The organism is Streptomyces sp. TRM49041, assembly GCF_008271805.1.
In the GTDB taxonomy this organism is placed as follows: Bacteria; Actinomycetota; Actinomycetes; order Streptomycetales; family Streptomycetaceae; genus Streptomyces.
In genome coordinates, this window is sequence record NZ_VSRY01000092.1 from 1 (window position 1) to 12,390 (window position 12,390).

9 protein-coding genes and 1 riboswitch are annotated in these 12,390 nt (G+C 73.8%); of the genes, 4 read left to right on the top strand and 5 right to left on the bottom strand.

All coding sequences use genetic code 11. From position 1 onward, the window contains the following. On the top strand, nucleotides 1–445 hold a 445-nt coding region (locus FVS66_RS08330), incomplete at its 5' end, for a transposase family protein (RefSeq protein ID WP_149180374.1). Nucleotides 446–1,049: 604 nt separating this feature from the next. On the opposite strand, the gene FVS66_RS08340 is transcribed toward FVS66_RS08330, so the two are convergent. Then, nucleotides 1,050–2,573 carry an aldehyde dehydrogenase family protein gene (locus tag FVS66_RS08340; protein WP_149180375.1) on the bottom strand — a complete coding sequence of 508 codons (1,524 nt, stop codon included), beginning with the start codon at nucleotides 2,571–2,573 and terminating at the stop codon, nucleotides 1,050–1,052. Nucleotides 2,574–2,649: 76 nt separating this feature from the next. Beyond that, nucleotides 2,650–4,059: a helix-turn-helix domain-containing protein gene (locus FVS66_RS08345; RefSeq protein ID WP_149180376.1), complete on the bottom strand. Its 1,410-nt coding sequence runs from the start codon at nucleotides 4,057–4,059 to the stop codon at nucleotides 2,650–2,652. A gap of 95 nt (nucleotides 4,060–4,154) precedes the next feature. Further along, nucleotides 4,155–4,243, top strand: a riboswitch (ZMP/ZTP riboswitch). Between the two features lie 59 nt (nucleotides 4,244–4,302). On the opposite strand from FVS66_RS08345, the gene FVS66_RS08350 reads away from it, so the two are divergent. Continuing rightward, nucleotides 4,303–5,145, top strand: a complete 843-nt coding sequence (locus FVS66_RS08350; RefSeq protein WP_149180424.1) for a bifunctional 5,10-methylenetetrahydrofolate dehydrogenase/5,10-methenyltetrahydrofolate cyclohydrolase — start codon at nucleotides 4,303–4,305, stop codon at nucleotides 5,143–5,145. A gap of 163 nt (nucleotides 5,146–5,308) precedes the next feature. Here the strand turns inward: FVS66_RS08350 and FVS66_RS08355 are convergent, their stop codons facing one another. Together FVS66_RS08355 and FVS66_RS08360 are read right to left on the bottom strand one after the other, a co-directional pair. Beyond that, nucleotides 5,309–6,577, bottom strand: a complete 1,269-nt coding sequence (locus tag FVS66_RS08355) for an SWF or SNF family helicase (RefSeq protein WP_149180377.1) — start codon at nucleotides 6,575–6,577, stop codon at nucleotides 5,309–5,311. Continuing rightward, nucleotides 6,574–9,567: a DEAD/DEAH box helicase gene (locus FVS66_RS08360; protein WP_149180378.1), complete on the bottom strand. Its 2,994-nt coding sequence runs from the start codon at nucleotides 9,565–9,567 to the stop codon at nucleotides 6,574–6,576. The genes FVS66_RS08355 and FVS66_RS08360 overlap by 4 nt, the downstream gene beginning before the upstream one ends. Nucleotides 9,568–9,899: 332 nt before the next feature. Between FVS66_RS08360 and FVS66_RS08365 the strand changes: the two genes are divergently transcribed. Both FVS66_RS08365 and FVS66_RS08370 read left to right on the top strand, forming a co-directional pair. Continuing rightward, complete coding sequence (locus FVS66_RS08365; protein WP_149180379.1) at nucleotides 9,900–10,970, top strand: acyl-CoA desaturase; 1,071 nt, start codon at nucleotides 9,900–9,902, stop codon at nucleotides 10,968–10,970. Between the two features lie 73 nt (nucleotides 10,971–11,043). After that, nucleotides 11,044–11,226 (top strand): hypothetical protein, encoded by a 183-nt coding sequence (locus FVS66_RS08370; protein WP_149180380.1) that lies wholly within the window; start codon nucleotides 11,044–11,046, stop codon nucleotides 11,224–11,226. A 113-nt stretch (nucleotides 11,227–11,339) separates the two neighbouring features. Here the strand turns inward: FVS66_RS08370 and FVS66_RS08375 are convergent, their stop codons facing one another. Further along, nucleotides 11,340–12,368, bottom strand: a complete 1,029-nt coding sequence (locus FVS66_RS08375; protein ID WP_399225127.1) for a hypothetical protein — start codon at nucleotides 12,366–12,368, stop codon at nucleotides 11,340–11,342. Nucleotides 12,369–12,390 lie beyond the last annotated feature (22 nt).

A 12,390-nucleotide genomic window follows, 5' to 3' on the forward strand; every position in this document is an offset into this window, starting at 1 on the left:
CGGCAACGACCTGTGGTTCAGCCAGAAGCACAAGGCGTTCGGCGGAAGCATCCAGTTCCTGTCGGCCCCGGACGGCACCCCGCTGTGGGTCTCCGACGTCGAGCCGGGCTCCACCCCGGACATCACCGCCGCCCGCATCCACGCCCTACCCGCCCTGTACAAGGCGGCGGCACAGGGCCTGCCGACCCTGGCGGACAAGGGCTACATCGGCGCGGGCATCGGCATCCTCATCCCCGTCCGCCGCCCAAAGGGCAAATCAGAACAGGCACTTCACGTCGATACGCGCATGTTCAACACCCTGGTGCGGCACGTGCGAGCCCTGGGCGAGCGCACCGCTGCCGAGCTGAAGCAGCGATGGCGGACCCTCCAGTACGTCACGCTCAGCCCCAGCCGGATCGGCGACATCGCCCGAGCCGCACTCGTCCTCAACGGAGTCTGGAAGTGATCACCGTTGAGAAACCTCAGTGGCAGGCTCCTGGGGTGAGTGAGGAAGTGGACCCGGCCTGCGTGCCGAACCCGACCCAGGTTGCTCGCCTGCTGACCGCTGTTGGCAAACAACGGGGACGCGGCTGGCAAGGAGTGGACGGACGATGGCTCGGTCCACGAAGTGCACTCCTTGAAGAGGCGAGCCGTCAAGGCCACGCGTCCCGTGCCGATACCGCCGTCGTTCGTGCACACGCTGCGATCACGTCGATCGCTTCGGCGTTGCGCCCGATGGTCGGGTTTTTCGAAATGCGGCCGACGGCTACGTGGACGCAGCAGCCTACGGCAAGACATGGGCGCGGGCCCATAAGAAGGCCCTGGCTCCCAATGAGCAGCCGACGTTCCTCGCCAAGAGGCCCTATGACCTCCGGCACGCCGGGATCTCGTTCTGGCTGCACTCCGGCGTGGATCCTGCCGAATGCGCGCGCCGGGCTGGCCAGAGCATCCAAGTGCTCTTCCAGTAGAAGAGGAGCATTTCGACGCCTCCCCCCATGGGAAGGGCCGGACGCTCCCAGAAGGCGCCTGACCCGGTGAAAACCCCAGGTCAGGCGCCTTCTTTCGTGTCGCTAGAAGAAGCCGAGCTTCTTTGGGGAGTAGCTCACCAGCAGATTCTTCGTCTGCTGGTAGTGCTCCAGCATCATCTTGTGCGTCTCCCGGCCGATCCCCGACTGCTTGTACCCGCCGAACGCCGCGTGCGCCGGGTACAAGTGGTACGAGTTCGTCCACACACGGCCCGCCTGGAGCGCGCGGCCCGCGCGGTACGCCGTCGTCATGTCGCGGGTCCATACGCCCGCGCCCAGGCCGTACAGCGTGTCGTTGGCCGTGGTCATCGCGTCGTCGAAGTCGGTGAACGACGTGACCGCCACCACCGGCCCGAAGATCTCCTCCTGGAAGATCCGCATCCGGTTGTCGCCCTCGAAGACCGTCGGCTGGACGTAGTAGCCGCCCGCCATGTCCCCGTCGTACTCGATGCGCTGGCCGCCCGTCAGGATCTTCGCGCCCTCCTGCTGGCCGATGTCCAGGTAGGAGAGGATCTTCTCGAGCTGGTCGTTCGACGCCTGGGCGCCGATCATCGTGTCGGTGTCCAGCGGATGCCCTGGCACGATCCGCTCCGTACGCGCCACCGCCGCGTCCAGGAAGTCCCCGTAGTGTCCCCGCTGGATGAGGGAGCGCGACGGACATGTGCACACCTCGCCCTGGTTCAGGGCGAACATGGTGAACCCCTCCAGCGCCTTGTCGCGGAAGTCGTCGTCCGCCGCCCACACGTCGTCGAAGAAGATGTTCGGCGACTTCCCGCCCAGTTCCAGCGTCACCGGCTTGATGTTCTCCGAGGCGTACTGCATGATCAGCCGCCCCGTCGTCGTCTCGCCCGTGAACGAGATCTTCGCGACGCGCGGGCTCGACGCGAGCGGCTTGCCCGCCTCCGCCCCGAAGCCGTTGACGATGTTCAGCACCCCCGGAGGGATCAGGTCCGCGACCATTCCCATCCACAGGTGGATGGACGCCGGTGTCTGTTCCGCGGGCTTGAGTACCACCGCGTTGCCCGCCGCCAGCGCGGGCGCCACCTTCCACGCCGCCATCAGCAGCGGGAAGTTCCACGGGATGATCTGCGCCACGACCCCCAGCGGCTCGTGGAAGTGGTACGCGACCGTGTCGTCGTCCAGCTGGCTCAGCGAACCCTCCTGGGCCCGCAGAGCCCCCGCGAAATAGCGGAAGTGGTCGATCGCCAGCGGCAGGTCGGCCGCCAGGGTCTCCCGTACCGGCTTGCCGTTCTCCCAGCTCTCCGCGACCGCCAGTTCCTCCAGCCGCTCCTCCATCCGGTCCGCGATGCGCAGCAGCACGCCCGCGCGCTCTGCGGCCGACGTCCTGCCCCACGCCGGGGCCGCGGCGTGCGCCGCGTCCAGCGCCCGCTCCACGTCCTCTGCCGTGCCCCGGGCGACGTCCGTGAACGGACGCCCGTCGACGGGACTCGGGTTCTCGAAGTACTGCCCCCGAACGGGCGGTACATGAGCGCCGCCGATCCAGTGGTCGTAACGGGACTCGTACGAGACGATCGCGCCCTCCGTGCCGGGCGCCGCATACCGGGTCATCTCCGTGGCCTCCTTGGCCTGCGCGGCCCATCGGGGAGCGCCGGCCGCCGTCCGGCCGGCGCTCGCCCCGGCGAGGCTACGGAGCGGAACGTTGCGACCGCGTTGCGTCGAACGACAGTTCTGTCGACAGTCCTTTCGGTAGTCCCTTCGGCAGTCCCTTCGGCCGCTCCGCCGACAGCTCTGTCGGTCGCCCGGCCGACAGCTCCTCGTCCAGCGCCCGCAGCCGCGCCCGCACTGGAGCCCGCTGTTCCGCCGGCACCGCCGCCGACAGTGCCCGCCATACCTCCAGGTCGTCCTCGCCCCACGAGCTGTGTGCCCAGTCGGCCAGTAACCCGGTGTCCCCGCGCGCGAGGAGCGCCGCCCGCAACTCGTCCGCCAGGCGCCGCCGCAGCCGCACCACCCCCGGCGCGCACGACCCCGGCAGCAGTGGCCCCGCGTATCCGCCCAGCGCCGCCGTCAACGCCCCGGACGCCAGCCGCCGCGTGACCGCCTCGAAGTCCGCGTCCACCGGCGCCGCCAGCCGGTACGGGCGCGAGCTCAGCAGCTCCGGCCCCAGCAGCCCGCGCAGCCGGGACAGTTCGGCCCGCAGCGTCACCGGCGTGACCACCCCGTCCTCGTACAGCGCCGCCATCAGCTCGTCACCGCACAGTCCCTGCGGATGGGCGGCCAGCAGCACCGCGATCTCGCTGTGCCGCGGGCTCAGCCGCACCGTGCGGCACCCCGCCACCAGCACCGCCTCGTCCCGGCCCAGCGCCGACAGCCGCACCCGGTCCCTGGCCGGCGCCGGGGCCAGGAGCGCCAGCTGCGACTCCGCCGCCCGCGCCACCGCCTGCACGAACGCCATGCTGTGCGGATGCGCCAGCCGGTCCCCACCCGTGATGTCCACCGCGCCCAGCAGCCGCCCGGTCCGCGGATCGTGGACCGGCGCCGCCGCGCACGTCCACGACTGAACCGGGCGCCGGAAGTGCTCCGCCGCGAACACCTGCACCGGGCGGTCGATCGCCAGTGCCGTACCCGGCGCGTTCGTTCCCATCGCAGACTCCGACCACCGCGCACCCGCGACGAAGTTCATCCGCCGAGCCAGGCGCAGCGTACGGGGGTGCCCCTCCACCCACAGCAGCCGCCCGTACGAGTCGCACACGGCCACCAGATGCTCCCCGTCCGTCGCGTACGCCCCCGTCAGCTCGCGGATCACCGGCATGGCCGCCGCCAGCGGATGCGCCGCCCGGTACGCGGCCAGCTCGTCCTCGCCCAGCTCCACACTCGCGGCGCCGTCCGGACTCACCCGCGCCCGTACGCACCGCCGCCACGACTCCGCCACCACCGGCCGCACGTTCGGACGCCCTCTCGCGCCCGCCGCGGCGTCCGCCGCTGTCCCCGCCCTGCCGTCCGCCGCCGTGACGAACGCGTCATGCGCCCGTCGCAGCTCCCCGGCGCGCCGCCCAGGGTCCGCGCCCGGCTCCAGAGCCACCCACGCGTCGCTCAACCCGCCCTCCTCGCCGCGGCCTTCGGTGCCAGTGCCATCGTCCCCGCCCCGCCGCGCCCCAGACAACCTGGCCCGCGCCCCACTGGCGTACAGTGGGGGCGGGCCGTGACTGGCGCTTGGGTGGAGTACCACCGGGGAGCGGCCCGGCGGACACCGCCACCTGCCGCGCGCCTGGGCGATCAGCACATATGTTCCTGTCGACGCCCAGGAGGACCCGTGTCCACGACCGCAAGCGCCCGCCTCATGGACGGCAGCGGCCTCGCCCGCCGCCTCGTCGAGGAGACCGCCGCCCGCGCCGCCGACCTCACCCGCCGCACCGGAACCCGTCCCTGCCTCGCCACCGTCCTCGTCGGCGAGGACCCCGCATCCGTGACGTACGTACGGATGAAGCGCGCTCGCTGCGAGAAGGCCGGCATCCGCTCGCACCACGTCGAACTGCCGGCCACGACCACCACCGAAGAGCTGGTCGCCGCCCTGCGCGCCCTGTCGGAGGACCCCGAGGTCCACGGCATCCTGCTCCAGCACCCGGTGGGCCGGCACATCGACGAGCGCGCGGCGTTCGAGGCGATCGCCCCCGAGAAGGACGTCGACGGCGTCACCATCAGCTCCTTCGCCGCGATGAGCTTCGGCCTGCCCGGCTTCGTCTCCTGCACGCCCGGCGGCATCATGCGGCTCCTGGACGCGTACGACGTCGACCCGGCCGGCAAGCGTGCCGTGGTGGTCGGCCGCAGCGCCATCCTCGGCAAGCCCGCCGGGATGTTGCTGCTCGCCCGGAACGCCACGGTGACGTACTGCCACTCGTACACCCCCGCCGCCGACCTCTCCGCCGCCCTCCGTGCGGCCGACATCGTGATCGCCGCCGTGGGCCGCCCCCGCTTCATCAAGGGCGAGGACATCAAGCCGGGCGCGGTCGTCGTCGACGCCGGCTACAACGAGGGCAACGTCGGCGACGTCGACTTCGAGCCCGCCGCCGAGCGCGCCGGCCTGATCACCCCGGTCCCGGGCGGCGTCGGCCCCATGACGATCGCCACCCTCCTCGCCCAGACGGTCGAGGCAGCCGAACACCAGCTGGGCGCGACCGCCTGACGACCCGGAACGGGCCCTCCGGGGCCCGCTCCCGGCGTCCAGGGCGACCCCAGGGCAGGGGCACCGCTCCAGTGCCCCTGCCCGACCGCGGTCGAGAGCACGGGGGAGGGGCGTGGCGGGACGGTGCGGCGGCCGCGGCCGGACGGCGGCGCCACGGGGTCCGTCACCCCTCACCCTCCTCCAGCAACCCCGCCAACACCGCCCCCGGCTCATGCCCGCACGGCCCAGCGGGGGCCCACCGCCCACGCTCCCTCCGGTACGGCCACCATCGCCCGTCCCGCCCCAGCCGCACCTGCACATCAGCGCCCGGCACATCCCAGCGACCGCCGCCCACCGACCGCAGCGCGGGCCGCTCGCCGTCCTCCCACGCACCCGCGAGCAGCGCCTCGGCGCGGGCCGACACATCGGGCTCCGGAGCCCACTCCTCCTCCAGCACCGCGAGGCCCGCCGCACCACCCAGCCGCCACGCGCGCACGGCCAGCTCCAGGTCCACCGAACCACGCCCCGTCCCGGCGGCGAGCCGCGCCACGACCTCGGGGGCGTCCCCGGCGACGGCGGCCAGCCGTACCGCGTCCTGACCCGGGGTCAGCGCCTCGTCCGGCAGCCACGCGCCGCCCGTGGCAAGTGCCTCCGCCAGCATCCGCCGCGCCCGCCCCGCCGCGTCAGCGGCGAGCAGCTCCAGCGCCGCCGGGTGCACCCCCTCCGCGGGGCCCGCCTCGGTGTCCAGCGACGGCGGCTCGCCGGGCTCCGCCGGCACCGGCGGCGGTACGGGAAGCGCCGGCAGGATGCCGCCGACCGCGAACGCCTCGTCGGCCCGTACGCCCTCCGGCTCGGCCACCACCACCTCGTCGGCGGCCGCCGCACCCCGAGCCGTCAGCTCCTCCAGCACCCGTCGCTCTCCCCGCCCCCGCACCAGCAGCAGTACGAACGGGTCCCGGTCGAGCAGCCGCGCCACCTGGTAGGAGAGGGCGGCCGTGTGCGGGCAGTGGTCCCACGCCCCGCACGCGCACTCCGCGTCCAGGTCGCCCATGCCCGGCAGCAGTTCGACGCCCGCCGCCGCGGCGTCCTCCACGAGATGCGGCGGCATGTCCCGGTCGAGCAGCGCGGCGACATGCCCCGCCCGTTCCACAGCCGTCTCCAGAAACCGGTCCCAGTCCCCGTCGGACAGCTCCTGTACGAGCACGTCGGCCCGGTAGGCGGTGCCGTCCCGGTCCTGGACGACAGCGGTGATCCGCCCGGGCCGCACCGTCACGGCGCCCACGGCCCCGGCACGCGCCCGTGCCCGGCCCTTCTTCAGCTGCTCCCCGTCGAGCGCCGTGTCCTCCAGGGCCTTCAGCCACGCCCGGCCCCACCAGGTCTCCGCGAATCCCCGCCCCCGGGCGGGCGGCAGCGCGGCGAAGGTCGACTCGTCCTCGTGGTACGCACCGCTCATCGTCCGCCCCCTCCGTTCGTCCCGCGCAACTCCACCAGCTCCGCCAGCTCGGCGTCGGTCAGCTCCGTCAACGCCGCCTCCCCGGCCCCGCCGAGCACCGTCTCCGCCAACTCCCGCTTGCGGGCCAGCATGTCCGCGATCCGGTCCTCGACGGTGCCTTCGGCGATCAGCCGGTGCACCTGCACGGGCTGTGTCTGCCCGATCCGGTACGCCCGGTCGGTGGCCTGCGCCTCCACAGCCGGGTTCCACCAGCGGTCGTAGTGCACGACGTGCCCCGCGCGCGTGAGGTTCAGCCCGGTGCCCGCCGCCTTCAACGACAGCAGGAACACCGGCACGTCACCGTCCTGGAAGCGGCCCACCATCGCCTCGCGCTCGGCGACCGGCGTGCCGCCGTGCAGCAGCTGAGTCCGTACGCCCCGGGCGGCCAGGTGCTCCTCCAGCAGCCGCGCCATCCGAACGTACTGAGTGAAGACGAGCACGCTCGCGCCTTCCGCGAGGATCGTGTCGAGCAGTTCGTCCAGCAGCTCCAGCTTTCCCGAGCGGCCGTTGAGCCGGGTCGGCCGCCCCTCCTCCTTCAGGTACTGGGCGGGGTGGTTGCAGATCTGCTTGAGCCCGTTCAGCAACGTGACGACCAGGCCGCGCCGCTCCATGCCGTCCGACTCCGCGATGGCCGTGAGGGTCTCGCGCACCACCGCCTCGTAAAGCCCCGTCTGTTCGGGCGTCAGCGACACGGCCCGGTCCGTCTCCGTCTTCGGCGGCAGCTCGGGCGCGATCCCCGGGTCCGACTTGCGGCGGCGCAGCAGGAACGGCCGGACCAGCCGCGCCAGCCGCTCGGCCGCCGCCGGGTCGGCGCCGCCCTCGACGGCCTCGGCGTACCGGCCGCGGAACGTGCCGAGGCTGCCGAGCAGTCCGGGCGTCGTCCAGTCGAGGATCGCCCACAGCTCGGAGAGGTTGTTCTCCACCGGCGTGCCGGTCAGCGCCACCCGCGCACGCGCGCCGATGGTGCGCAGCCGCCGGGCGGTCGCCGAGTACGGGTTCTTGACGTGCTGCGCCTCGTCCGCGACGACCATGCCCCAGTCCACGCGCGCGAGGCGGCCCGCGTCCAGCCGCATCGTGCCGTACGTGGTGAGCACGAACCCGCCTTCGGCCATGCCGTCCAGGTCCCGCGCGGTCCCGTGGAAGCGGCGTACGGGTGTGCCAGGCGCGAACTTCTCGATCTCCCGCTGCCAGTTGCCCATCAGCGACGTCGGGCAGACGACCAGGGTCGGCCCGGCGGCGGACGGGTCGGTCTGCCGGTGCAGATGCAGCGCGACGAGCGTGATCGTCTTCCCAAGGCCCATGTCGTCGGCGAGACAGCCGCCGAGCCCCAGGGACGTCATCCGGTGCAGCCAGTTCAGACCGCGCAGCTGGTAGTCGCGCAGCGTCGCGGCGAGCGCGGCCGGCTGTGCCACCTCCTGCTGCCCGCCCTCGGGGTCGGCGAGCCGGTCACGCAGCTCCCGCAGCCACCCCGACGCCTCGACGCCGACGCGGCGCCCGTCCAGCTCGGTGGCGCCGGTCAGCACGGCCCCGAGCGCCTCCACGGGAGTGACCTTGCGGTCCCGGTACTCCCGCGCGCGCCGCACCTCCTCCGGGTCGACCAGCACCCACTGGTCACGCAGCCGCACCAGCGGCCGGCCGGCCTCGGCGAGCCGGTCGAGCTCGGCCCGGCCGACCGGCTGGTCGCCCAGTGCGAACCGCCAGTCGAAGGCCAGCAGCGCGTCGGCGGACAGGAGGGACGGCAGCCCGGAGTCTCGTCCCTCCGGACCGGCGCCCCCTTCGCCCCGCGGCGGCCCGACCACGGCCCGCGCGGTCAGCGAACGCGCCAGCCGCCTGGGCCAGTGCACCTGTACGCCGGTCTGCGCGAGCGCCCGCCCGGCCTCGCCCAGCAGCTCGGCTACCTCCTCCTCGGCCAGCTCAAGGGCCTCCGGCACGGCCGCCGACAACAGGGGCGACAGGGCGGGCCATACGCGGGCGGCGCGGCGCAGCGCGAGAAGCGCGTCCCGGCGCGCCGACACCCTCAACGCCTCACCCGCCGCACCCGACCACACGGCGGCGGCGTCCGCGACGAGTCCACCGTCCCCGACGCTGTGCAACTGCGGTACGGCACGGAAGCGGGGGGCCGCTGGAGGGCCGTTCCTGTCGGCGGACCCGTTACCGTCGGCGGCGCCGTAACAGTCGGCCGCCCCGTTCCCGACGGCGCCGCTGCCGTGGTCGGCGGGGGTTCCGCCGACGGCGTCCGACCCGTCAAGGTCCGTCACCTCGATCCGCAGGGAGAGCCGTACGCCCGCGTCGTGCCCGGCGGCGACATCCGCGGCCCAGTCCCGCAGCCCGGGGACGTGCTGGGGTTCGTCCGCCGCGAACGCCGCCGCGCCTGCCGCGAGCGGCGCCGCCGGGGTACGGGGCAGCACGTCGGCCACCGCGTCCAGGAAGGCCCGCAGCAGCCCCTCGGGCTCCGGCAGCAGAACCGTCCCGTCGGCGGCCCTGCCGGCCGGCACCGCGTGGGCCGCGGGCGGCATCGACGCGGCGAGCGTCCGCAGCCGGTCCAGGTCCTCGGGCGCGAGCGGGCCGACCCGCCACGCGTCGTGGCCGGCGGCGGTCAGGCCGGGCAACAGCCGCCCACGCGCGACCAGGTGGAGGGCGAGCAGCGCGGCCGCGCCCCAGAACGCCGCCGAGCGCGAGGGGTCGGTGGCTGCCCCCGCCCCCGTACGGATCAGCAACGGGAGTGCGTCCCGTACGGGCAGGCACAGAGCCGTCACCCGCCGGGGGAGGGCGTCGTCGGCGACGACGGTCACCCTCTCGACGTCCCCGGCGACGGCGCCGGACGCGGGCGGCGGCTCGCCGTCGGGTGACCAGAGGACGACGCGTCCGGTGCGGGCGGGGTCGGCGGGCAGGAAGACGGTGGAAAGGCGGGCGAGGCCGGATATCGCGGAGTCCCAGTGCACAGTGCTGATGCAGTCCTCAAATTTGACTAGTCGGGAATCAAGGTGGCCGACAGTACCCGACAGGGCGGTTGGAGGAAGTCGTTCCGCGAGTGATGTGACTCACATGTGCTGAAGGGGGTGGCGTCGGCACCACCCCGGGACAGGGGCGGCCCCCCGACCGCGTCCGGGGGCTGCCGCCATGGTTCCGGACCGGGGTCCCCACGTACGTTTCATGAGGCGATGTGGTGCGGGAAACGCCGAGCCCACGCCTCGCCGAGCACATCCGTGCCCACACCTGTGCCCACACCCGAACCCCGCACCCCGCACCTGCCGAGCCCTCGGCCCACAGACCGGAGACAGCCATGCCACAGGCCACCGCCGCCCTGCCGGAGCGGGCCCCGGCCCCCACGCGCGCGGGCGGCAGCGAGTTCGCACCCCTCCTGCGTACGGTCAGGGAGCAGGGACTCCTGGTACGGCGCCCCGGCTGGTACGCCGCCGGAATCACGGTCAACCTCCTCGCCCTCACTGCGATCGCCGCCGCCCTGGTCCTCTCCGGCCACTCACGCTGGGCCCTGCTGCTCGCCGTCCCGCTGGCCGTGTTCTCCGCCCGCACCGGCTTCATAGCCCACGACGCCGGACACGCCCAGATAGCCGCCCGTCGCCGCACCAACCATCTCCTGCAACTGCTCCACGCCAATCTGCTCCTCGGTATGAGCCAGGAGTGGTGGAACGACAAGCACAACCGCCACCACGCCCATCCGAACCACGTGGACAAGGACCCCGACGTCGCCCCGGATGTCCTGGTGTTCGCCCGCCACCAGGCGGCGGGCCGCACCGGCCCACGCCGCTGGCTCACCCGGCACCAGGCGTGGCTGTTCTTCCCCCTGACCACCCTTGAGGGGCTCGCCCTCAAGGTGTACGGCTTCCAGTCGCTGTTCTCGCCGGACGGGCGGCGTCGCACGGGCCGTGAACGCGTCGTCGAGGGCGGCCTCCTCGTCGTCCATGTGGCCGGCTACGCCACATTGCTCCTCACCACCATGTCCGTGGGCCAGGCGCTGGTCTTCGCACTGATCCACCAGATGCTCCTCGGGCTGCACCTGGGCATGGCGTTCGCGCCCAACCACAAGGGCATGGCGATGCCCGGCCAGGACGGCGACGGCGAGCGGTGGGGCCATCTGCGGCGCCAGGTGCTGACCTCCCGCAACATCCGGGGCGGCGCCCTGACCGACTGGCTGCTCGGCGGCCTGAACTACCAGATCGAGCATCACCTGTTCCCGAGCATGCCGAGGCCGCACCTCCGGCTGGCCCAGCCCCTGGTCCGCGCACACTGCCGGGCGCTGGGGATTCCGTACACGGAGACGGGGGCGGCCGAGTCGTACCGCCAGGCGCTCGGCCACCTGCGCGCGGTCGGCGAGCCCCTGCGCCGGACGTGAGCGCGCTGTCGGGTGGAACCGAACAGCCCGGCCGGCCGTTCATCCCGTAGACAGCCGTTAAGGAGGCGTCCGCATGTCGACGAGAACCAAGATCGTGATCGGGGGAGTGGCCGTAGGGCTGCTGCTCATGCCCCTGATCGGCTTCTGGATGTCCCTGTTGGTCGTGGTCGGGCTGCCCGCACTCGCCTACCTGGCGCTCGACCCGGGTCAGCGGCGCCGGCTGCGCCGCGTCAGCCGTAAGGAGCTCGGCCGCTGAGCCGGGCCCCGGCCGGCCCGGTGCGGGGCGTCTCGGGAGTGTCCGGCGGATCATGCCGGCATCCGAGCCGGGTGCCAGACCCCGCGGCCCAGGCATGATCCGCCGGATACGACCTAGCCGGGGCGGACCGCCATGGCGTCGAGCCCCGCCAGCAGACCCGGCAGGTTCGCCCCGCGCCCCACGGGCAGTACCTCGCCCGGGCGCTCGTCCACCAGGACGAACGCGATGTCGTCCGTGCGCGCGACGAGCGACCAGCCGGGTCCGTCCGCGCGCAGAGTGCGCGCCCCGCCGGGTGCGAACGTCGACCGCACCCGCCCGGGCGGCGGCGGATCCTCCAGGTACCCTCGGACCTCCTCCAGCACCCGCCGCACCGCCGCGTGCGGCCCGAGCCCTCCGGCCGCGCCGGGCTCGGCCTGCCCCGCCGGTGTCCCATCCAGCCCGGCATGACCCGCGTCGGCGTCGGCCGTCTCTCCGGCTGCCATCCGCGCGCCGTCCGGGGCCGCACCAGCCTCCCGCGCGGCGCCTTCCCGCGCGGCGCCCGCGCCCCCTACCGCAGCCGCAGCCGCCCGCGCCCCCGCCACTACCGGCGGAGCGAAGTCGTCCGGCGCCAGTTGCTCGCGCCACGCCGCCCACTGCAGGGCGATCTCGTCGGCGCCGAGCCGCCGCTGGGCCGGGCCCCACGCCGAGCCGTCCGGCGGGGCGAGCGGGGCCGGGTCCCCCGCAGCGGTCTCCGGGTCGTGCGGCTCGGGCACCCCCGGCGCCGAGACCGCGACAGCGAGCGGCCAGCCCGGCAGCGCCGCGACGACACTGTGCTCGTCGGGGGACAGGTCGTACTCCATGCCGCAGTCCCATGCGGCGATCGCGACCGCGACCAGCGACACGTCGTCCACGGCGACAGTCCATCGCGCTCCGTCGCCGTCCTGCCCCAGCACCAGCCCGTAGCCCTCGGCGTACGGTTCCAGGCCCAGCGCACGGCAGGCTTGCGGGTAGTCGTCCCCGAGGACGCTCGGGAACTGCGCGGGCGTCAGCAGTACAGCCGTCAGCACGTACAGGGGGTCGTCCGCGTCGCCGGGCGCAGTCCTGTCGACGCGGGAGGCGCGCCCCGTGTCGGTGCCCGTGTCCTCGCCCGTCGTCCCGGTCACGGCGGCCTCCCGTCGTCCTGTC